A 20,124-nucleotide genomic window follows, 5' to 3' on the forward strand; every position below is an offset into this window, starting at 1 on the left:
GCCTCATCTACCATTTCAACCAGACGAGAGAGTTTATGAGATCGCTCTGGCAAAAATGCACTCCCATCTTGAAGAAATTGACCTGGATGATTACAAATTTGCTTCAGCTTCATCAAGGTGGAGAGAATTAATCCCTTACGTTGAATCCCTTCGGCTTTTTGTAATTGTTCTTCGACATCTTTAACTACAACCTCATACAGTGATGCTTGCTCTTTGGTAAGATTAGTATAAAGTTTTTGTTCAACTTTATCGGGCAAGTCGCTGATAATCGATTGGTCAGTTTTCACTCGCCGTAATATTAAAGGTTCTACTAATTTCTTGAGTGTAGTTGACTTTACTTTATCATTATCTTTTTGAATGGGGATTTCAAAAGACTTGCGAAATTGTGCTTCTTTACCCAAATACCCAGGATTGAGAAAGTTAAAAATTGACCACAAATCAAGTAAACGGTTTTCCACAGGTGTACCCGTCAAAGCTAGGCGATGTTTGGCAGAGATTTTCACAATAGCTTTAGTCTGTGCAGCCTTCGGATTTTTAATGTTTTGTGCCTCATCCACTACCAAACGTTGCCATTCGACACTGTTAAAGAGTTTTTCATCTTTGCGAGCTAGAGTAAAAGAGCTAATCACCACGTCATGCTGCTGGCAAGCCGCTTGAAAATCGGCAGAGTCAGTTAAGCGAGTGCTGCCATGATGTACAAGAGTTTTTAAATGAGGAGCAAACTTGGCAATTTCTTTATGCCAATTGCCAACAACGGAAGTGGGTGCAATTAGTAGTGTTGGTAAATGATGTTGTTTTGCATCTTTCTGGTGAACTAATAAAGCAATCACCTGTACGGACTTTCCCAGTCCCATATCATCTGCTAAACAGCCATTTAAGCCTAATTTTTCCAAATATTGCAGCCAAGAAACCCCCCGCTTTTGATATTCTCGCAGAGTACCTTGCAGACTTAAATGTTGTGAAATTGGCTCTAACTGACTTTTATCTTGCAGTTTGGACATAACTTCTGCTAAGGCTTGGTCATGTTCGATTTCCCAATCATCTCCAGCCTCGGCAGTACGTTGCATAAACTCCAGCAAAGTCATCTGCGGTTGCTCCGAACCGTGGGAGTCCCAAAATTGGAGTAATTGCTGCATTTTATCTCGGTCTAATTCCATCCATTGACCGCGAAAATGCACCAAGGGAGCCTTAGTATTAACTAGTTGTTCCCATTCCTGTGGTGTAACAGTAGCATCGCCAATTGCTAATTCATATTGATACTCCACCAGTGAATTTAGACCAAAATAGCTTCTAGTTTCACCCTTTATGGGAGTTAATTTTTTGCTTGATGCTTTGAGGCGAATCTTAGCGCGACGGCGACCAGCAGGAGTGTACCAAGACGGGACAATAATTTTAAAACCTGAATCTTCCAATACCCAAGCACTTTCCTTGAGGAAGCTAAATGCTTCATCTAAGGTCAGGTGCATTCCGATGGGACACTCTGTTTCTAATCCTTGCCAAAGCTTGGGATACATCCGGGCAGCATAGCCCAGATTCAGTAGTAAATTAGTTTCAAAATCTTGACCATATTGTTTGTGAACACCTGCTTTAGTTTTTTGATTCATCAGCCAGTATTCTGCCAATGCCATCTTCAAGGAAGGGTCTTGTTTACTAGATACCAAAAATTGAATCTGCCAATTGTCTATATCTTGGGCAGTTGGGGAGTGCATCTGAAAGCATAGATGGAAGGGTAAGTTAGATTGAGTGTGCTGAATTCTGTTTTTCCACGCCAACCACTGTTTGTATTGGAGTAAAGAAGTTTCGGTTTTTAATGGATTATATTTGTTTTGATTCAGACAATAGTAAATCAGAGAATCTGCTATTTGTTTATCAAAAGTGGCTGTGGAGATGGTATCAGTTACTAAATTTTGGAGAAGAGATTCAGAAAAATGTCGTAAGAGTGTTTCCTTATCGAAAAATTCTATTTGTTGCTCTTGATTGTGGCTACCTGCTGTGCAAAGGAACGGCATATACTCAATATATTTTGAAATATTTGCTTCATATTGCTCAGAAATAATTTCCCAAACCGCATATATCTCAAATTGTTTTGAGGAAGTCTCTTTACTTTTGTTCTTGCGTGTTTTATCCTTGAGTGCTGCTAAGGGTCGATATTTTAATGCCGGAATATATTGGTCTTTGAAGATGATTTGTTTAAAGGCTTGGGTATAATGATACCAGAATAGTAAATCTGAGCCAATTTGAAATTCATTGGCATTATAAAGTGCCAAAAAATGAATATCGTGAAGAAGTTTGACAATATTGATTAATTTTCTGCCTTTAGCCGAAACTACTGTTTCATAGCAGATGACGTTCCAGTATTGGAAATCTTCGTAACTTTCAGGAAATTCAAACTCTAGATACTTAATTAATTCTGGTGAAGGAATGGGCTGATTATTGACAGTCGGAAGCGCAAAATATTTGGTAGAGATGCGTTCTTTTAATTGTATAGGGTTCTCTTTAAATACCAGATTCTGCACTAAGAAACTGATTAATTCTTCTTGTGGTAAATGTCTAGGATGAATCTGCTGTTTAGTACGACTTTGTTGAACTACAGAAGTTTCTATCCACAGATAAAAAGAACCAGATTGGATAAATTCATTTGTTTGGTCTGGTATCCAGGTGCCATGAAGAACTTGCATTGCCGTAATGCCTGTGGATTTTGCAGCGTAACTAGTATTTAAAAATTAATGTATCAAAAATTGTGCGATTTTTCGGCAATTTTGGTTTGATATCTCAAGATGCTTGTCACCTGGGTGTGGTTAAAGATAGTATTTATGTACTGTAAAAAACTTATTTTCCGGCTTAAAATAATGTGCGGCATTTCTAAAAGCCAATGTCCACGCCCCTAACTCCAGCTACTCGACAAGTAAATGCCACCCCGCACTACGAAACCATCACAGGGGTAGTAGAACGCCTGACTTTTCACTCCGAGGAATCAGGCTATACAGTTGCACGTCTAACTCGACCCCGCAGTAGTGACCTGACCACAATTGTCGGCAGTTTTGCAAATATCCAACCAGGGCAGACGCTACAGCTAACGGGCTTCTGGCGAGAACATCCGCAATATGGGTCACAGTTTCAAGTCACCAATTACAAAGAAACCAAACCAGCAACCCTCACAGGAATTGAGAAATACTTGGGTAGTGGGCTGATCAAAGGAGTTGGCCCGGTCACAGCCAAACGCATAGTTGTACATTTTGGTTTGGAAACACTCGACATCATCGAAAACCAAATTGACCGTCTTATCGAAGTTCAAGGCATTGCCAAAAAGCGGATCAAGCTAATCAAGAATGCTTGGGAGACACAGAAGGCGATCAAGGAAGTGATGGTCTTTCTGCAAACCCACGGGGTGTCAACAACCTACGCAGTCAAAATTTATAAGCAGTATCAAGATAATGCGATCGCTACAGTCACTCAAAATCCGTACCAACTAGCAACCGACATTTATGGGATTGGTTTCCTCACAGCCGATAAGATTGCTCGGAATTTAGGCGTGCCAACGGACTCCCAATTTAGATATTGTGCTGGAATCATCCACGCATTGAGTGAAGCTGCCGAAGATGGACACTGTTATCTGCCACAGCCAGAACTAATCGAGAAAGTCACCAAACTGTTAACAACAGATGACCATCAGCCAACCGAATTGGCGATCGCTGACATTATCAAGGACATGGGTGCAAGGGAGGAGTTGATCAGGGAATATGTTAGAGATAGCTACGGGGAGAAATTATTACTCTGCTATAAGCCGAGCTTCTTCCACACCGAGCAGAATTTAGCCCAATTGATATCTCGAAAGTTACGCCACCCAGTGACACAGGATATGCCGCGTGTTCGTGCTTGGCTAGAGCGATTTATGAAAAGCCGCAACATCCAGTTATCGCCACAACAGCAGCAAGCGGTAGAGAAAGCAGCATATTCTCCCATAATGGTGTTGACTGGTGGGCCGGGAGTAGGCAAGACGTTCACAACCCACACTATCGTCAGCCTGTGGAAAGCGATGGGTAAAACAATAGCCTTGGCTGCACCAACGGGAAGGGCAGCACAACGGTTATCAGAAATGACGGGATTAGAAGCAAAAACCATACATCGTCTGCTAGAATTTGACCCGAAAACAATGGGTTTTAAACGGGATAACGAAAACCCCCTGTCTTGTGATGCCGTTATTGCTGATGAAGCTAGTATGTTAGACCTATTTTTGGCACATTCGTTGGTGAAAGCAGTGGCACAGGGGAAACAATTATTGTTAGTGGGTGATATCGACCAGCTACCCTCTGTTGGCCCTGGCAAAGTGCTGGCTGACCTAATCACTTCACTGCAAGTACCAGTGGTGAAGCTAACGCAAGTGTTCCGCCAAGCCCAGCAGAGTGCGATCGTCACTGCCGCGCACCAAATTAACCAGGGCGATTACCCTTGTTTAGAACCAATCTCAGAGAATCCTGTGTCAGATTGCCTGTGGCATGGTGGAGGACATCAGCCAGAACACGGCGTACAAGCAATTTGTGAGTTGATTACAGAATTTATTCCCCGGTTAGGTTTTAATGGAGCCTCTGATGTGCAAGTACTTTGCCCAATGTCACGGGGTTTGGTGGGAACTCGCAACTTGAATATGGTGTTGCAGCAGCTGATCAATCCGCCCAGTCCCGATAAAGCAGAGATTGTCAGAAGTGGAATGACTCTGCGGGTAGGCGATCGCATTATCCAACAAACCAACGATTACAACCGTGAGGTATTTAATGGTGACTTGGGGACTATTCTGAGTATCGATACTGAAGAACAGGAAGTTACAGTTGACTATGGTGGTCGCCCTGTGGTTTACGATTATGCGGATTTAAATGAGATTACGTTGGCATTCGCTGTTTCAATTCATAAAAGTCAAGGTTCAGAGTATCCGGTGGTGATACTGCCACTATATATGCAGCACTATATGATGCTGTCACGTAATCTATTTTATACAGGTTTGACTCGTGCCAGGAAATTAGCCATTGTGGTTGGTTCAAAAAAAGCGATATCTTTGGCTGTGAAGACTACGGATGACCAGCAGCGTTACACAAGATTATGGCAGAGGTTGTTGCAGCCGATTTAATATCACCTAAAAGATAATTTTAAATAATGACCCATAAGTATGAATCATTCACAGAATTTGAAGTCAGGTTAGACGAAATGATTCAAAACCAAAAGCTAAAGCCTGAGTACAAAACTCTGCTTCTAGAAATATCTGAACTTGGAGAGAAAGCTTATGCTAATGGTCTAATTTTTGGACTAGGATGGAGCGTAGATGATAACAATGTTGTTCTCGATGAATATGAAATAATGAATAGGGGCGGTAATATTTTGTATTTAACTATTTCAGAAACACGAGAATACATTCAAAATTTAATTGAAGATTTAGGATAAGTTATTAAGTTCCGTTATTTGAATTACTCGCTCCTTCTAGAAATTCTTGTAGTGTTCGCAAAGTGCGCTCTGTGGAATCAATAAATACTACTTGAATACGGGCTTCAACAGCAACTTGTGAATTTTGTTCTTTGATCACCTCAATTGACTGCCAAAAATTGGCTTGGTAGAGTGATGATTGATTTGATTGATCTAACTTAGTGTTGACAATCACATTCTCCAGAATAATTTCCTTACGATAATTAACTTCAATCCGAGCCACAACTGGAACAATTTTCTGTTTGATATTTATGTTATGGTGCTTTAACCAATCCCAACGTCCCGTTTCTAAATACTCTAAAACAGTAGTATTGTTAACATGACCTAAACTATCGAGGTCATTTGGACGTACCTGTAGTTTTAAAGAGACAAGTTCAAAACTCATTCGTTAAAAATCTTTTAATTTAAATTTATTTGGCTAGTGAAAATACTATAGGACTACATATTTAAATTAATTTTTGATAAAAAAAATACAAATAAGAAAAAAATCGAGCAAGCTTATTTACGGCTGAGAATTTTTCGACCTGTTGTGGCGTTCAATTGATGATAGTTTTATTACAGGTACGGTAGAAGGCTTTCTAATTGTCTAAGAAAATTTACCCTGGTATCAATGATTGATGCGTTTGATATAAGAGTAGAGAATTTCTCGTTCACTATGGCTAGAGATAATAAAGCATTGCTGTCCTACTGCGTGATGATAAAGAACAATGGCAACACTTTCTTTTGGGCAAACTCCTAAACAACTGGTAGTGAACTACCTACACTGACCTTGCGGTACAGTGTAGGCTTCCTGCCCAACAGAAAGCGCAGTAGTGGATTTCTTGCGTCCTCCCCTGCTCCGAGTTACATCTGGGCGACAGGCTTTATCCCCCGTTCCAGAGGTCAAAATTCGTAGACCCTCATCTCTGAGGTTAATGCTTGCGTTCACATCCCTGTCGTGCCTAGTTTGGCAATTGTCACAAGTCCAAAATCTTACATCAAGTGGCAAACTACCAACTTGATTAAGACAAACATGACAGGTTTTTGAACTTGGAAAAAATCTATCAACTTCAAGATAAATCTTCCCTTCCATTTCTGCCTTGTATTTAAGCATTGTGCAAAACATTCCCCAACCGACTTGATGTATAGATTTGGCTAGTTTATGGTTTCGCATCATGCCTTTAACGTTGAGATTTTCAAGCACTATAACTTGATTTTCGTTAACTATCCTACGAGATAGCTTGTGCAGAAAATCCTCACGGCAGTTAGTTATTTTTCTGTGAACTCTAGCAACTTTCTTTCGAGCTTTAACACGGTTGTTAGAACCTTTCTGCTTCTTAGATAGTTGCCGTTGTTTAAGTTTTAAATTCTTCTCATGCTTATTGAGTATTTTAGGATTGTCAAACTTTGAACCATCACTGGTAACAGCAAAGTGGGTTAATCCCAAGTCAATACCTATCGCTTTACCTTCTGTATTTAATTCTGGTTTTTCTTTACCATCATCAAAAAGAATAGCCGCAAAGTATTGATTAGAGCAGTTTTTGGATATGGTTACAGTCTTAACTTTCCCCTCAATGGGTCTATGAATGATTGCTGTTACATCTCCTATTTTTGGAAGACCTACAGAATTATCAGCAATTTTGACATTTTGAGGATATTGTATTGACTGCTTACCATGTTTAGATTTGAATCTAGGATATTTAGCTCGTTTCTCAAAAAAGTTATTAAAAGCTACCCCTAGATTTAAACAAACCTGTTGCAAACATTGTGAGTAAGTTAGTGCTAACCACTCATATTCTTTTTTTAGCTGGGGAATTATCTTTTTGACTTCATATCCAGACAAACCCTTGCCAGTTTCCTTATATGTTTGGTTCATCAAGTTCAAGCAGTAATTCCAAAGCCATCTGCAACTGCCAAAAGCTTGCGCTAGTGACTGCTGCTGTTGGGTGTCTGGATATAACCTGACTTTGAAGACTCTTAACATATTAGAGTAAACAACGTTTGCTATAAAAAAGTATAACATAGAAATTGCTAGTTTCCTCCATATCTTCCTCCCTTGCCTATCGGCATCGGTCGGAAGATTGTCGTCAATTAGCCTGCCATTCATCTCATCACCTCCCTACCCTTCGGGAACACTTCGTGAACGGGTAGGTGAGAGGCTTCTGTCAGTTCAAGCTAACAACTCGATATTTTCCCCATAATCCATCAAATTTGAGTTGAGACTTCAGCCATTTCTGTAGTTCTTCGGAAGCTGTTGTACCTGATCTTACTTGGTGATAACTGTCAGAAAATTGCTCGACTGTACACTGGGAACATATTAGTATCAAACCATTTTGCCACTGAGGAGTGAAAGTGGGAATGGGAGGAATAGTGGCAGGAGTTTTTAATGGTCGATTGCTGGAAGGAACAGTGGGTTGTTCATTAGATGAGAACTGGTGAAAAATTTGCTTGATTAGTTTAAAAATCCGTTTAAGCAGTTTCTTCATTGACAAATGACTTTGCTATTTCTCTCATATCATCACCTAAATTGACTATTGAGTTTGTTTTAATAGATTCAGGATCACATAAAGTTCAAAAAACTTTATGTTGAGAGTTTTCTTATAACTATTATTTTTCATATCTGAGTCGATTAGCGGGATTAATACCAATTCGCAATTCGCGGCGGACGTGACGCTTGTTCCGACGTTCGCAGACTCGCTAACGCTTCGCTGTGTCAGTAATTAATTTATGGTTAGTCTTTTGAGAGAATTTACTGAATCTTTTTGAGATTTTAATAATGAGATATTTGAAGTAGAAATTAATACATTAAAATTGGATATTATATGAAACAAATAAAAAATAAGTCATGAATAAAAAATGGGCAGTCAAGCGGCTAACAATCAATCTTGCCACCAGTGAAATGGAGAAGCTAGAAAAGTATTGCCAAAAAACAGGAAGACCTGCAACAGATGTTATTCGGGAGTTGATTCGTTCTTTAGAAGTAGACCAACTTAATGCCACTGCTCAACAAGGTAGTTCAGCAGAAAAATTTGACCAACCACTACTCGAATGTGCTAACTTATCTTAAGTCTGTTCTTGTAAAGCTAAAAGTTAGTATCAAGTCAGATTGATAGAGACATAAAGACAAAATCATAAATGTTTATCTATATAATTACTTGTTGGCTCGACGTTTCGTCTGGTATGAACAAAGCAGGAGTCGCTGAGAAGCCCACACCTACAGCGCGGCTTCGGTGTGGGAGTATGTCACAAGTGGTTTTAAAATAAGTAAACTTATGTCTTACAGTGATTTCACCCTCAAGAAAGTGAAAACCGAATTTAACCTCACCATAGTTGAGCGTCCCACCTTTCTTGAGGAAATTGAACCTATAACTCCAAGTGATTTTTTATCGACATTTCTAGAAAAACACTTACCATTAGCTCTAGCGGTGAACACTGAAAAAGCTAGATCCGAATGGTTGATATCTCCAGTTCTTTTAGAAATTAAAGATACATTATCTAACGAAATTAGCTTATTTTCCGGCACAGATTTCACGGTTGATTCTTCTGTTGGACTAAACGGAGTTTGTGATTTTCTCATTAGTAAATCAACAGAACAATTATTTATTGAAGCTCCAGCAGTGGTAATAGTGGAAGCCAAAAGAGAAGATTTAAATTCAGGGTTAGGGCAGTGTGTTGCGTCTATGATTGCTGCTCAAAAATTTAATCAACAAAATCAGACTCCTATTCCTACAATTTATGGAACCGTCACCACAGGCGATCGCTGGAAATTTTTAAAATTAGAAGGAACTATCGTTACTATTGGGTTGCTGGAGTATAACATTCCTCCGGTTAATCAACTGCTGGGTATGCTAAAGAGCTTTGTATCTTAAAGGGAGTTCGGGGGAATCCCAAAATGCTCGACAGGGATTCTGTCGAGCATCTTTCACCCAACCCAAGGGCGACTGCCATTTCGATGAAGCTCTACAGCGAGGTCAAAAGCAGCAAACTTTGTTGGGTCTGTTTTTACTTCTGGAAAATTTTTGGTGCTGGGATTAGCGCGGAAATGGGGGTCGGTGATTAAAGCCAATCGCTGATAATAATAGTGGATTAGCTCACGCTTGGTTAGCTCACGCTCTCGTCCTTTGAGGCGATCGCTCTGTAGTGGTTTTAGTGTGCAGGGTTGGTGGATCATCTGCTTCTGAGTCTATCCCAAAAATTCAAAAGTTTCTTACTATCACCTGTAAAATACACAGCTTTTCCTACCGGTGATTCCTTAATCTTAAAAAACTGAAGATTAAGGACGTTGAATTTGTTGTATGACAGTAGTAGGGGTCAGTTTTTTCAATTCTGGTAACACTCCTAAAAAAACAGAAGCAACTAAAATCAAAAGCAAAGGATTCGCCTTAGCGACATTCAACCACCAATGCCAGTCTTTAAAATTTGGTAATTGAGGCAATTGAAAATTACCAAAACTAAAATTGCCAAACCCAATTGATACTCGACTACCAGGAAGCCATTGTTCATCAATATTCACAAAAATAACTTTAATGCGTGAATTTTGCTCAACCATTGAGGCAGTCTTGAGAGCAGATGGTTGTTCACGAGCATCAGGTGTCAAAAAACCCATCACAACTAACTTGTGGGTATTGTTTAAGCCGTAAAGATTAAGTTGCCCAACAGCTTGGTAAATATTGTCCCGGTCTAAATACTTCTTGCACTCGATAATTGCTCCACCAAGCCAATTGGTAACAATGTCAGCCCTGCCGCCGTTGGCCGGGACTTCTAATTGAGCCTGGAATCCACGCTCTTTGAGGCGCTCACTCAAGTATTGTTGCAGATGTCTTTCTTGCCAGGGCAAAGGAAACCCGGCAGCTTCGACAAATTTTGATGGCAGCATAAAAAATGGAAGATAAAGTATTGTTTAGTTAAATTTGCTCAAATCAATCACGTTCAAAACATCAGGCAACCAACGGACGTGTTGAACGATTTTGTCGTGAGTAAGGGCCTTATCAGCTATAACAGTTCCTCACTGTTTACCAATTTCGGTGAGATGCCATATATTTTTATGTTTTGGCTTGCCTGTAGAATCAGCTTTAATTTCAATTTGTTTGTACTGCAAGCCAGCTTCCTCTAAAACCTGATTGATAATTTGAGGTTTAATAGGTGCTTGTAGTCCGTGACGTTCAGCATATAACTGACCAATCGCTGTTGGAGATAAATGGCGATCGCTAAACGAACTTCTCTGCCTTCAAACTGGAATACTAATAAATTAGACATAGTGTGAATTTCTTCTAGGAAAATTAAGCTGGTATTTGCTCAAACCTGTAAGCTTGAAAACGCTTGTCCAACAACCCCGATTGCACAATGCCGTCACCACGACCTTGGAGTGAAGTAACAGATTCACCTCGGCGCATTAAAATCATGCGTCCACTAGTAGCATCGACACAACGGAACGCGATTCGACAAGGCAAGTTATCACGTAAGTCTGGGGGCAACCCTTGGGGGTCTTGCTGTCCTCGCTTCGCTCCACGTTGCAAGCCAACCACTACATGAATTTTCAGTCCCCTTCCACGACGGCCGACTTCACATAATTGAGCATCGTAGGCTTTTCGCTGACCATCATCCAACGGGACAGTACCTTTGTACTCATCGATGAATAATATCCAAGGCTGTTGCTCGGCTAACTCAGCTTTGGTCATTGAGTTTCGGCGATCGCACTCTTGGAAGTACTCAGTCACAAATTCATAAGTGCGCCCCATATCATTCATAGTGATGCTGTCGAATCGTTCAGCGAAATCCTCGTAGTCCGAAACTTTACCACCACACACATCCACCCGCGCACCCTGCATGAGTAGGCAGTATGCAGCTGCACGGAAGAAGTTAGACTTACCTGAGCCAGTTGTTCCGACCACGAGTAATTGTGGCGTGTCTTCACTCGACAGGTCGATTACTACTTCACCGTCTAACGACTGACCCAAAACAATCAGGCGCTCACCTTGTTGCCAGTGTCTTGTCGGAAAATCATAGTAAGTGCGGTCTTCCGGTCGCAAAGGCACTTCTACAGCGATTTGTTCGGGAGCGTAAATGTAACAGGGGAAATCGCTACTACCTATCCCCAGTGCAAGTTTAGCTGCGGCCTTGAATTTAGGTAAAGAATTGAAATCCTCCGTTTTCATGGCGAAAATTAATCTTTCGTAGCTAGGCGCTCTGTCAACTCTCAAGCATTTAGTTTGAAAACCAACAACACCCGCCGCTTTCTCCAGCCCTTCTATCTTTGATGACTGTGGTAATTCTGCTTCTACTTCTGGCGCAATCTCAACAACATTAGAACTATGTACAGCCGCCCTGACTTGTTGTGCCTGCAAGGCCAATTGTCGCTGATGAATTTCTGCCTGTAACCTCGCTTGTTCCAATTGCATTTCTGCTTCAGAGGTAGCGAGTAGTACATTGCCCAAAGACTCACCATTCTGAATCATTCCTAGAGCCATGCGGTTTACAGCCCCATTCTGTCCAGTTAATGACAGTACCTCAGAAAATAAAGGTGCTGTTTGTTGCAGAAGACTGAGTTGCCGTTCGGTTTCTTTATCAGATTCTTCATATTGCCGTTTGCGTTCTGCCGCCGAGGACAGATATTGCAATTGCTCTGATGCTTGAGTTTCTTTTAGGGCCACGAGCATGTCTTCGGCGCGTTCTTTATCAATATATATCTTCTCTAGCTTTCGTAGCTCGATACCGGCGTAACTGGAGAACGCGATCGCCGCCAAATTCGCCGGGATAAACAACTTCACATCCCTGGGATTCGCTGACAAGGCACACCCCAAAGCAACTAATCCAACACCGCCAATTTTTACCCAGCGAAATAACATTTGCACCATCCAAAAGCTAACCCTATAGCTACTACCTGCAACAATTTTGAATCGCTAGTTTTACCTTGCCAATAAGTGATAACTGCTGCTACCCCAATTACCAGAAATGACCAGGGCAACAAACTAATTAACTGTGCGATCGCACTAGCAATAATGAACCCACATATCCAAGTCAATAACTTACAAACTTCTGACATTTCACTGCCTTCTTCCTAACTAACACTTCTGATTCGTTGTGTAATGCCTGGAGTTCCAGAATACCGAGCATTTCGTAACTCTTGGAATCGAGTTAGCAAATTGCTGGATTGTTCTTCGTAGGGAGTTGGTTCTTTTTTGGCTTTCTCCTCTGTAAGTTTATTTAATTTATTGCTTTTACCTTCCGAGTATTGAGAAGAAATTTTGCCCAAGCTGATTTTTAAATCATCCTGAACACCCGCGACACTAGCACGAGAATTGCCAACTATCTGCCTGAATTTAGACTCCAAATTCGCTAATGATATAGACAAATTTTTCTCTAATTCAGCTATCTCAACCCTGGATTCAGCTACATTTTCACTAACTTCCGCTTGCTTTTCTCGAACTTTATGTAGAGCTTTAAGATAGCGACTAATAGCGGCGGAATATTCTGTCCAATTTTTCGATTGAAATTCAGCACCTTTGGCTTTATCTAGAGCTTCAGCAACATCTTCTTCTGATAAATCGCCAAAAACTTTGATGTTTATCGGCAGCATGTCAGCTATTCTCTGGGCGTTCTGCCACACGGCTGATTCTAGCCCAAAGTGTCCGTCTGAGAATACTATCGCTTGACCGACATCACCGCCTAAATCAGAAAGACTTAGTTCTCCGCCTTTAGATTCTTTCGGAGTTTCTGCTTTTGCTGTATTTTTTACCATTTTATTCTGACTCCTGACTCCTGAATTCTAGAAATTTATCGCACATCAACCAATGAATCACAAGGTTGATATTCTACAAACACATCATCCTCAAATTGTTGCCATTCACCATCTATGGGGCGAAAATATCTCACTTGTTCAGTCGGTATTTGTTCAGGTAATACCAGAGAATTATCCCCTACTCTAATTTCCAAATTAATATCGGGGAACTTAAATATATTATCTCTTTTAATTACCCTAACTTTCTCTGTATCAATCCCGACTTTCATGCCTAGATGCAGTGTTATTCCTTTCTTGCGATATTTCTGCCAGTAGTATGAACGTTCATTTTTATCCAAGAAATTTACATTTTTTTTGGGAACTCCATCTTCAAATAAAAGGGCTAATATCCCCAAATCAGGATAATGAATTTTGGCTATTCCTGTATTGTGTTCATCGCTCCAATAGGCTCTATGAAAATCGGCTATTTGCAAAATTTTACCTCCAATTTTTTAATTAACATTTTGACTACAGACTGCCATACCAAAGACCACGCTCTTTGATTTTTTAATCGGAATTGAACCGCCGCAATATCAGTTTGAGAGGGAATCACACTGCCATAGAGTTCTAGGTTGTTAATTGCTTGCTGGAAAGAAACAACCTCGTCCTCTGTTGGCGGCAGGTCGGGTGCGACGGCGGCTGCCAGTCGCCCCATTACCCCACTGAGAGTTGCCGATTCTGTTTTAATCCTTTGCAATTCCTCGGACATCACCTCAATTGCTGCTAAATTTGATTGCGCTATAGCTTGTTGGAAATCATAGAGTTGGGCTTCGATCTGGCGCTGTACTTCCTCGCTGATCAGTTCAGTAATTTCAACAAATCCCTGACCTTTACGGACGGAATCAATAAATTCCTGAACCTCATGCGACACTGGCGGTGTACTCGAATTGCCCATCTTCTAAATCCCTCCACTCGATTTTTACGCCTACATGAGATGCAAAACCTTCTACAGTTCTCTTCATCGTTTCAAACGGTAGGTAATCACAACTATCAATCAGCTGATCCAATTCCACCTCAATAAACTGCTTTTGTGTTGCAGCTAATTGTTCGCGCTTTCTTTGGGCTATTTCTTCTCTGGCTGATTGCTTTCCTTTTTCTCTGGCTTGCTCTAAGGCTTCTAATCTGGCAATTTCCAAAGCTTTAGTTAATTTTTCTTCTTCTGTCACCTGTTGAGCAATTTGTTTTTGCTCCCGGACTAATCGCTCCAAAATCGCTAGTCTCAAGTCTTCGTCAAAAGCTATCTCTAGCTTTTCAACAACCAGTGCAAATGCACTTGGAGCTTGAGTAATTTCTGGCTTTTTGCTCTTGACCATGCTCCTGGTCTGGGGCTGAATGGTCGTTGCTGATTCTGTTCCCTGTACCGTCAATTCACCTTTTCGTGCCATCTGTACCTCCTAACATTAGCAATAGTGACAATATTTTCCGCCCAAAACAAAATTAACCGAGAACGCTAAAACGTTGTTGAATTTATCAAGTAGTCGTATCATGCTGCCCTTTTTTGTGATGGTGAACTACTTACACCGACCGCTTGCGGTCGGTGTAAGCTTCTAGCATTCCGAAGAACTACCAGAACTTCCTTCGCGGTACTATGGGTAGTAGATTGAGTTACTACCAGATTCCCGCTACGGCGTTTTATAGTCGGGAACAGTCCCAGCCCGACGCGCTTTATGTTAACTGCGGCGTTCACGTCGCGGTCAACAAGCAGCGATTCATATTCATCCCAATACTCGCGGATGCTGCAATCAGTAAACACAAATTCATCACGATACGCGAGTAATTGAGATGTGTATGCAGGTTTTACTGCTATCTTCCTAGCCCCAGCTTTCCCAGCTATGTATTCTAGGATTTTGAAAAAGCTACCAAATGCAGCATCATTCCAAGATTTATTCAACCCTGACTTGGCAGATTGACCATTGGGAAGATATTTACCATCTTCATCTTGTTTAGGTTTATTCCTTTTCGATAAAGCTTTTAGATTTAAATCTTCATGTACAAAAACTTTCTTACCAGTCCTGACAAGAGAATGAGCAGTTTTAAAAGCGTGGTCTTTTCTCGCCCTGGCTATACGCTGATGTTCCCGTGCTTCTCGTTTTGCTAGTTTACGTCTTGCTCTACTGCCTTTGTTTTTAGCAGATTTACGACGCGACACTTTAGCTAGTAGTTTTTCTAATTTTCTGAATGATTTCAGTGCAGGTAGTTTGGTATTTTCACTAGTAGCCAGGTAATCATCTTCATGAAGTACCGCATCTAGTCCAATCGTATTTTCCCATGTCGGTACTATTTCATCAGGTGTAAATTCTGGTACGTTTGGATCTTCTAGGCAAATCGTTAAATACCACCCATCAGCTTTTCGGGTTAGCAACGCATTTTTGAGAGTAAACCCTTCTGGTAGTGGTCGGTGTAGTCGTACCTTCACCCACCCTTCGAGTTTAGAGAAAGATACAAATAACCAATTTTTCTCTACTTGCTCTATAGTTATAGTTTGTCCGTCTATCCTCATAGTGCGGTAACGAGCAGCGTTTTTAAATCGTGGTTTGCCACTACGATTACCGTTGCTGTCACCTTTGATAAAACGACCAAATGCCAAATCTACACGTTTGCAAACATCCTGTAATGTTTGGGATGGTACGCGAGAGAAATCTAGTAGTTCTCCAGAATGAAAAACTTTTATCAAATCTTCTTTGATAGAAGGTAATTGCTTTTTCTGAGAGTAATAACTGGGATTATCTCGCAGTTGAGGCAATGGGCAAATTAACGGACAAGCATTGATATTATTGCGGTTGTTCTCCCACCAATCAAACCTATCACCCAGTTGCTTGTTGTACCAGTATTGGCATATTCGCAACCAATAATTAAGTTCTAGCTTTTGATTGGTATTTGGATAGACTCGATACTGATAGTTAAGCAACAAAGCAACTCACCTCCTGTTTTTAATCACTATTGTTATTTCAGAGCAATATATTCAATCCTACGGATTGATTTGGTTGTCGGTCTTTTAGTCATTGCCCAAAAATTCATCCCACACCGCCCTTCGGGTCGGATGTGAGGCTTCTTTTTGTTTTAGCTAAATTTTTCCATCGTGCCAGTTCTGACGGGGAATAATGCCTTCGTTGGCTAAAATCTCCCCATTTATACAATGTGCGGATCGAGACTTTATATCCACATACCGCTAGATATTTCACTAGATCCTTACCTTTACATCCCCGCATTTGCCATTGATGCCACGCCTTGCTACTGGAAGCTGATTCAAAACTCATCGCCCTACGTGACCAGTGCCTCATCATCACTAGTAGTTGAGACACTGAAGGAAACTTTTTTGTGGGATGGTCGTGTCTCCAACAGGCCATATAGGACAGCAAAGAGGCTTTCCCTTCGTCTACAAACCTTTCGTATTTGGGAATACCCAGAAATTGCTTCCAAGCCGCCCAACAGTTCCGCGAAAGCTCCCGCCCCATAATTCGGTCGCAACACTTCTTGACTTCAGATAGTGCGATTTTTGGGGGTTCTTGCTTCACTTCATCTGCTACAAACGGTTCACCTGAATTTACTTGCTCACAGAATTTCTCCAGTACTTCATCAATTTTATATTCGTTACTTTTGTGGAAGTCTCTCAAACTTCTATATGTCACCTTCCGCCCTGGGAAGTGCTTCCGAAGCCACGCCAAGCATAGCAGCATTTCTGTCTGCTCCTGGGTGTATTTTCTTTTTGCCACAGGCTTCCCTTGCGGGTAATTCGCCCCCGCTAAATGCTCCCAGTCGTACCATGTGCGATCGCTAATTTCTCGCCCACGGATCTGTTGGCAAATTTTTCTCAGATTGGATGATTCGCTCATCCATTCTTCTATTACTACTACTGGCATGATTCCAACTTTGCACAATCAAAGTGACTACCAAAATTGAGAGACTAATTGCGATGATCGCTCCACAAAATTCTAACAAACCTGACGGATTCCTTTCTTCTATTTCTATAACTTCAACCTCTCCATCAAGAGATGTTTTTGTGTATTTTTCCTTTCTGTACATGAGGGTGTAAGGGTGTGGGGGTGTAAGGGTGTAGGGAAGAAGTTTTTATTTGTTCGCGGACGAAACTTAAAACAGTAAAACTTTTGATCTGTATTTGGTATTGAATTTTAACAGCATCCTCCTATCTAATTCTTTCTACTCGCACCCCTACACCCCTACACCCCTACACCCGTATATTTAAACACTGATACTTGATTGAACAATACTACACTCACCCCTAACTCTGAAAAAAAGAGTGTCTGATTTCCGGGATTTTAAAGTTGAAAAAGGGACACTTCACTCGCTAACCTTCTGCCGATTCCATGCTGGATAAGCGTTTCAAGCGTGTAGTATTAAAGTAACATGAATCTCTATGGATTTAGCAATGAATTTTTCATGCTCTTTATCGAAAATTCCGCAGAGTGAATGTAGTCTGTCATCAAAGGCAAAAAGCTTGTAGAGCATTGATTTTATGGTGTGTAGGCTTGTAATCACTCAAAAAGTAAGCAAGGCATTTTTTTGAAGAGACTTATCGTAAAACTGGTTTTAGCTGTACTGAGTCCCTATGTATTTTTTGCAGCGCCTCTAATCGAGCATTTACATCTACTCCATAGCTTTTAAATGTCTGCTCTAACTCTCTTTGGGACATTTCTTCAAAGTCTGATATAGCATTTCTTCCATGTTTTAGCCCTAGAAATATCTGAAGTTCTAGTATTCGTTTAATTTCCGACCAACCAAATCTTGTTCTCTCGAATAAGCCCAAGGCTTTCAGGTACTTATTTATCGTGTCCCTCGACTGAATCCTTAACAATTCTCGACACTGTGTTTTGTTCAGATACTCCATTCTTAAAGTCGAACCGTTGAACTATTTACATAATATAAAACCCGCAGGGGGCGGGCAATAAATTCACTTACACAATGTGCAGTTCTTTCCCTTAAATTGCACATTGTGTAAGTTTGACGTATTTATTTCTAACCTGTGGATTGGTATTTAGAAATATATGCAGCCTGTTCAACTCTTTTAATGTTCTTTGGTTAACTCGGCGATCACCATTACTCCACTTGTCAACAGCCGATGTGGATACTCCCATTAGCTCTGCAAGTGAGCGGTGATACATGGGATGAAGAATGAAAAAGTCATTTAAGTTTGTAATTTCTGCCATAATTGCGGTTGCTCCTGACTACAGGTGTGTCTGTACTGGGAGAAGTCCCGATAAAGCCAATTATCGGGGCGCTCTTTTTATTTTGTACCATTCAGAAACTAAAAATATACTAATTGGTTTCTAAATAGTCACTAAATTTGCTAAAATTAGTAATTATTCTGACATACATTCTTATGATTAGAAAACGAGATCGCCGATTTCCGGTAAACCTTCCTATTGTTAAAGAAATCCGTTTATCTCTGTGGGGACATACCAGAGGTGTTTCTAAGACTCGTATGGCTGAAGCTATTTTGATTGACCGGGTATCTAGTGCAGATAATTGGGATGAAATTTGCAAGGACTTACGGCAAGAAGCTGCCATATTAAAAATTCCTGTCGAAGAATTAATCAAACAAATACTTAAGGCTGATAAGTACGACGAATCTATAGATGTGGATGATGTTGACTGGAGGTGCCTCATAGAGGATGGTGAAATTGAGTTACCGGAAGTTGAAGAATAGAGTGAGGTTAGTTGATTGATTCTGTTGTTACGCTCACGCGCCACGCCTGAACAATTTGAGCAAATGCTAGAAAAACACAAGTTTTACATCAAAACCGCAGTTGATATAGAACGACGAGTGTTAGTTGGTGGCGGTGGTCTGCACTCGGATTGTGAAGAAAAATTGTTAGATGACGGCAGTAGACAACAAGATATTTGGGCTGCCAGCTTTATGCCCATCACTGGAAGGTTGATTTTTGAGTTGATGGTTAATCTTCGTCCTCGCCAGAATCGTACAATGGAAATACTTGACCCTAATATTAGGGAAAGGGTAGCCCAAATCATTATTGAATTCCTGGGAAACTTATGATTGAAGTGACTCCAGAGCAAAAAATTTTTATGCAAGATGATGTTTCTACTCGCTTACATCATTTAGCAAATCACTTGTCGCAAATTCAGTCTTTCTGGACTCAAAACTCATCAAAGGATTTAATGCTGCCTCTGGTAAAAGAAAGTCGGTATTTTATTGAGTGGACTGTACCAGACATGGTGAAAGCGGATGACATTGACCGGGCTTGTGAATTAGTTGATTTAGTGCGTTTAATGACTAATTGGTTATTCCACTGGGACGAAATATGGTCTGATGCCCAACAAAAACAAGCTGCGGCTGTTGCAAGTGGGGATTGGTTGCGTCGGGTTTTGGAGATAGCCGATACAGAACCAGAACCACTAAGTGCTTAATGCTGGGGTGATTAGTTAGGGCTTGCTGAACTTGTCGTGATCTGGACAAATATCGCCCTCTACTCCTAGCGGATGAATTGCACATACAAGCTTCACCCCTCCATATTCCAGACCATGAAAATTGCGACACCCTCTGCAAGGTGTTGGTATTGGTTGAAGTTGTTGCTTTAAAGTTCGCTCTATTTTTTCATCGAGTTGATATTTGAAAAAACGGTTGAGGGCTGCGGCTTGCAATGCTGTTCCACCTAGCATGAAAGATATAGCTGCAAACCAAGTCTTTGCACCTTCTCCCTTGATTACTCCTTTAATACCGATAATGCTACCAATGACTAATACAATTGCTCCACAAGCAGCCACAAAAAGGTTTAGATATTTAAGCTTTAACATTTTGGCTCTCCTATTGGGTTCCATCAAAATCCAGGCATCCATTCAACAAAGCACTTCCTAAAACTCCTGAAATACATACCAACATCCCACCTAAACATTGTGTTTACTCTTAATATTGATATTGC

At 40.8% G+C, this 20,124-nt stretch carries 24 protein-coding genes; 7 read left to right on the forward strand and 17 right to left on the reverse strand.

Annotation, left to right across the window (positions count from 1 at the left end):
• Positions 1-2,678: DEAD/DEAH box helicase (locus H6G77_RS31150; RefSeq protein ID WP_190873606.1), on the reverse strand; the 2,678-nt coding region annotated here is incomplete at its 3' end.
• Positions 2,679-2,872: 194 nt separating this feature from the next.
• Between H6G77_RS31150 and H6G77_RS31155 the strand changes: the two genes are divergently transcribed.
• Both H6G77_RS31155 and H6G77_RS31160 read left to right on the forward strand, forming a co-directional pair.
• The gene (locus H6G77_RS31155) at positions 2,873-5,122 is read left to right on the forward strand and encodes an ATP-dependent RecD-like DNA helicase (RefSeq protein WP_190873607.1); all 2,250 of its coding nucleotides are present in this window, start codon (positions 2,873-2,875) and stop codon (positions 5,120-5,122) included.
• A 26-nt stretch (positions 5,123-5,148) separates the two neighbouring features.
• Entirely contained in the window at positions 5,149-5,433 is a 285-nt protein-coding gene (locus tag H6G77_RS31160; RefSeq protein WP_190873608.1) for a hypothetical protein, read from the forward strand.
• A 4-nt stretch (positions 5,434-5,437) separates the two neighbouring features.
• Here the strand turns inward: H6G77_RS31160 and H6G77_RS31165 are convergent, their stop codons facing one another.
• The 3 genes from H6G77_RS31165 to H6G77_RS31175 form a co-directional block, all read right to left on the reverse strand.
• Positions 5,438-5,857, reverse strand: coding sequence for a thioesterase family protein (locus tag H6G77_RS31165; protein ID WP_190873609.1), 420 nt, complete (start codon positions 5,855-5,857; stop codon positions 5,438-5,440).
• A 369-nt stretch (positions 5,858-6,226) separates the two neighbouring features.
• Positions 6,227-7,435 (reverse strand): RNA-guided endonuclease TnpB family protein, encoded by a 1,209-nt coding sequence (locus H6G77_RS31170; protein WP_190873610.1) that lies wholly within the window; start codon positions 7,433-7,435, stop codon positions 6,227-6,229.
• A gap of 181 nt (positions 7,436-7,616) precedes the next feature.
• A complete protein-coding gene (locus H6G77_RS31175) occupies positions 7,617-7,937 on the reverse strand; it encodes a hypothetical protein (protein ID WP_190678182.1) in 321 nt (106 codons plus the stop codon).
• A gap of 359 nt (positions 7,938-8,296) precedes the next feature.
• On the opposite strand from H6G77_RS31175, the gene H6G77_RS31180 reads away from it, so the two are divergent.
• On the forward strand, positions 8,297-8,518 hold the full coding sequence (locus tag H6G77_RS31180) for a CopG family transcriptional regulator (protein WP_190678186.1): 222 nt from the start codon (positions 8,297-8,299) through the stop codon (positions 8,516-8,518).
• A 205-nt stretch (positions 8,519-8,723) separates the two neighbouring features.
• Positions 8,724-9,320 (forward strand): hypothetical protein, encoded by a 597-nt coding sequence (locus H6G77_RS31185; RefSeq protein WP_190873611.1) that lies wholly within the window; start codon positions 8,724-8,726, stop codon positions 9,318-9,320.
• A 53-nt stretch (positions 9,321-9,373) separates the two neighbouring features.
• Here H6G77_RS31185 and H6G77_RS31190 read toward each other — a convergent pair whose 3' ends face one another.
• From H6G77_RS31190 to H6G77_RS31245, 12 genes are all read right to left on the reverse strand, one after another.
• Positions 9,374-9,622 (reverse strand): hypothetical protein, encoded by a 249-nt coding sequence (locus tag H6G77_RS31190; RefSeq protein ID WP_190873612.1) that lies wholly within the window; start codon positions 9,620-9,622, stop codon positions 9,374-9,376.
• A 102-nt stretch (positions 9,623-9,724) separates the two neighbouring features.
• Positions 9,725-10,327, reverse strand: a complete 603-nt coding sequence (locus H6G77_RS31195; RefSeq protein ID WP_190873613.1) for a hypothetical protein — start codon at positions 10,325-10,327, stop codon at positions 9,725-9,727.
• A gap of 233 nt (positions 10,328-10,560) precedes the next feature.
• Positions 10,561-10,707, reverse strand: a complete 147-nt coding sequence (locus tag H6G77_RS31200; RefSeq protein ID WP_190873614.1) for a hypothetical protein — start codon at positions 10,705-10,707, stop codon at positions 10,561-10,563.
• 23 nt (positions 10,708-10,730) lie between these two features.
• The gene (locus H6G77_RS31205) at positions 10,731-12,296 is read right to left on the reverse strand and encodes an FtsK/SpoIIIE domain-containing protein (protein ID WP_190873615.1); all 1,566 of its coding nucleotides are present in this window, start codon (positions 12,294-12,296) and stop codon (positions 10,731-10,733) included.
• Positions 12,278-12,493 (reverse strand): hypothetical protein, encoded by a 216-nt coding sequence (locus tag H6G77_RS31210; protein ID WP_190873616.1) that lies wholly within the window; start codon positions 12,491-12,493, stop codon positions 12,278-12,280. Before H6G77_RS31210 ends, H6G77_RS31205 begins: the two co-directional genes overlap by 19 nt.
• A gap of 15 nt (positions 12,494-12,508) precedes the next feature.
• Complete coding sequence (locus H6G77_RS31215; RefSeq protein ID WP_190873617.1) at positions 12,509-13,189, reverse strand: hypothetical protein; 681 nt, start codon at positions 13,187-13,189, stop codon at positions 12,509-12,511.
• A 35-nt stretch (positions 13,190-13,224) separates the two neighbouring features.
• Positions 13,225-13,662, reverse strand: coding sequence for a hypothetical protein (locus tag H6G77_RS31220; RefSeq protein ID WP_190873618.1), 438 nt, complete (start codon positions 13,660-13,662; stop codon positions 13,225-13,227).
• A complete protein-coding gene (locus H6G77_RS31225; protein ID WP_190873619.1) occupies positions 13,653-14,123 on the reverse strand; it encodes a hypothetical protein in 471 nt (156 codons plus the stop codon). Before H6G77_RS31225 ends, H6G77_RS31220 begins: the two co-directional genes overlap by 10 nt.
• Complete coding sequence (locus tag H6G77_RS31230; protein WP_190873620.1) at positions 14,089-14,613, reverse strand: hypothetical protein; 525 nt, start codon at positions 14,611-14,613, stop codon at positions 14,089-14,091. Before H6G77_RS31230 ends, H6G77_RS31225 begins: the two co-directional genes overlap by 35 nt.
• Positions 14,614-14,711: 98 nt before the next feature.
• On the reverse strand, positions 14,712-16,139 hold the full coding sequence (locus tag H6G77_RS31235) for an RNA-guided endonuclease TnpB family protein (RefSeq protein WP_190873621.1): 1,428 nt from the start codon (positions 16,137-16,139) through the stop codon (positions 14,712-14,714).
• A gap of 103 nt (positions 16,140-16,242) precedes the next feature.
• Positions 16,243-17,088: a hypothetical protein gene (locus tag H6G77_RS31240; protein WP_190873622.1), complete on the reverse strand. Its 846-nt coding sequence runs from the start codon at positions 17,086-17,088 to the stop codon at positions 16,243-16,245.
• A gap of 1,077 nt (positions 17,089-18,165) precedes the next feature.
• On the reverse strand, positions 18,166-18,393 hold the full coding sequence (locus tag H6G77_RS31245) for a helix-turn-helix transcriptional regulator (protein WP_190873623.1): 228 nt from the start codon (positions 18,391-18,393) through the stop codon (positions 18,166-18,168).
• Between the two features lie 173 nt (positions 18,394-18,566).
• On the opposite strand from H6G77_RS31245, the gene H6G77_RS31250 reads away from it, so the two are divergent.
• Genes H6G77_RS31250 through H6G77_RS31260 form a run of 3 tightly spaced genes read left to right on the forward strand, consistent with a single transcriptional unit; the run spans position 18,567 to position 19,612 of the window.
• Positions 18,567-18,893: a hypothetical protein gene (locus H6G77_RS31250; RefSeq protein ID WP_190873624.1), complete on the forward strand. Its 327-nt coding sequence runs from the start codon at positions 18,567-18,569 to the stop codon at positions 18,891-18,893.
• A 15-nt stretch (positions 18,894-18,908) separates the two neighbouring features.
• Positions 18,909-19,241 carry a DUF5674 family protein gene (locus H6G77_RS31255; protein ID WP_277880705.1) on the forward strand — a complete coding sequence of 111 codons (333 nt, stop codon included), beginning with the start codon at positions 18,909-18,911 and terminating at the stop codon, positions 19,239-19,241.
• Positions 19,238-19,612: a hypothetical protein gene (locus H6G77_RS31260; RefSeq protein WP_190873625.1), complete on the forward strand. Its 375-nt coding sequence runs from the start codon at positions 19,238-19,240 to the stop codon at positions 19,610-19,612. Before H6G77_RS31255 ends, H6G77_RS31260 begins: the two co-directional genes overlap by 4 nt.
• A 15-nt stretch (positions 19,613-19,627) precedes the next feature.
• Here H6G77_RS31260 and H6G77_RS31265 read toward each other — a convergent pair whose 3' ends face one another.
• Positions 19,628-19,999, reverse strand: a complete 372-nt coding sequence (locus H6G77_RS31265; protein WP_190873626.1) for a hypothetical protein — start codon at positions 19,997-19,999, stop codon at positions 19,628-19,630.
• Between the last annotated feature and the right edge of the window lie 125 nt (positions 20,000-20,124).

Origin of the sequence: Aulosira sp. FACHB-615, from assembly GCF_014698045.1 — a bacterium.
GTDB lineage: Bacteria > Cyanobacteriota > Cyanobacteriia > Cyanobacteriales > Nostocaceae > Nostoc_B.

Coding starts and splice junctions, on each gene's coding strand:
- H6G77_RS31195 (WP_190873613.1), bottom strand. CDS start 10,327: ATGCTGCCATCAAAATTTGTCGAAGCTGCCGGGTTTCCTTTGCCCTGG.
- H6G77_RS31180 (WP_190678186.1), top strand. CDS start 8,297: ATGAATAAAAAATGGGCAGTCAAGCGGCTAACAATCAATCTTGCCACC.
- H6G77_RS31245 (WP_190873623.1), bottom strand. CDS start 18,393: ATGGCAGAAATTACAAACTTAAATGACTTTTTCATTCTTCATCCCATG.
- H6G77_RS31160 (WP_190873608.1), top strand. CDS start 5,149: ATGACCCATAAGTATGAATCATTCACAGAATTTGAAGTCAGGTTAGAC.
- H6G77_RS31170 (WP_190873610.1), bottom strand. CDS start 7,435: ATGTTAAGAGTCTTCAAAGTCAGGTTATATCCAGACACCCAACAGCAG.
- H6G77_RS31240 (WP_190873622.1), bottom strand. CDS start 17,088: ATGCCAGTAGTAGTAATAGAAGAATGGATGAGCGAATCATCCAATCTG.
- H6G77_RS31190 (WP_190873612.1), bottom strand. CDS start 9,622: ATGATCCACCAACCCTGCACACTAAAACCACTACAGAGCGATCGCCTC.
- H6G77_RS31265 (WP_190873626.1), bottom strand. CDS start 19,999: ATGTTAAAGCTTAAATATCTAAACCTTTTTGTGGCTGCTTGTGGAGCA.
- H6G77_RS31250 (WP_190873624.1), top strand. CDS start 18,567: ATGATTAGAAAACGAGATCGCCGATTTCCGGTAAACCTTCCTATTGTT.
- H6G77_RS31185 (WP_190873611.1), top strand. CDS start 8,724: ATGTCTTACAGTGATTTCACCCTCAAGAAAGTGAAAACCGAATTTAAC.
- H6G77_RS31230 (WP_190873620.1), bottom strand. CDS start 14,613: ATGGCACGAAAAGGTGAATTGACGGTACAGGGAACAGAATCAGCAACG.
- H6G77_RS31200 (WP_190873614.1), bottom strand. CDS start 10,707: ATGTCTAATTTATTAGTATTCCAGTTTGAAGGCAGAGAAGTTCGTTTA.
- H6G77_RS31175 (WP_190678182.1), bottom strand. CDS start 7,937: ATGAAGAAACTGCTTAAACGGATTTTTAAACTAATCAAGCAAATTTTT.
- H6G77_RS31225 (WP_190873619.1), bottom strand. CDS start 14,123: ATGGGCAATTCGAGTACACCGCCAGTGTCGCATGAGGTTCAGGAATTT.
- H6G77_RS31205 (WP_190873615.1), bottom strand. CDS start 12,296: ATGTTATTTCGCTGGGTAAAAATTGGCGGTGTTGGATTAGTTGCTTTG.
- H6G77_RS31155 (WP_190873607.1), top strand. CDS start 2,873: ATGTCCACGCCCCTAACTCCAGCTACTCGACAAGTAAATGCCACCCCG.
- H6G77_RS31215 (WP_190873617.1), bottom strand. CDS start 13,189: ATGGTAAAAAATACAGCAAAAGCAGAAACTCCGAAAGAATCTAAAGGC.
- H6G77_RS31165 (WP_190873609.1), bottom strand. CDS start 5,857: ATGAGTTTTGAACTTGTCTCTTTAAAACTACAGGTACGTCCAAATGAC.
- H6G77_RS31260 (WP_190873625.1), top strand. CDS start 19,238: ATGATTGAAGTGACTCCAGAGCAAAAAATTTTTATGCAAGATGATGTT.
- H6G77_RS31210 (WP_190873616.1), bottom strand. CDS start 12,493: ATGTCAGAAGTTTGTAAGTTATTGACTTGGATATGTGGGTTCATTATT.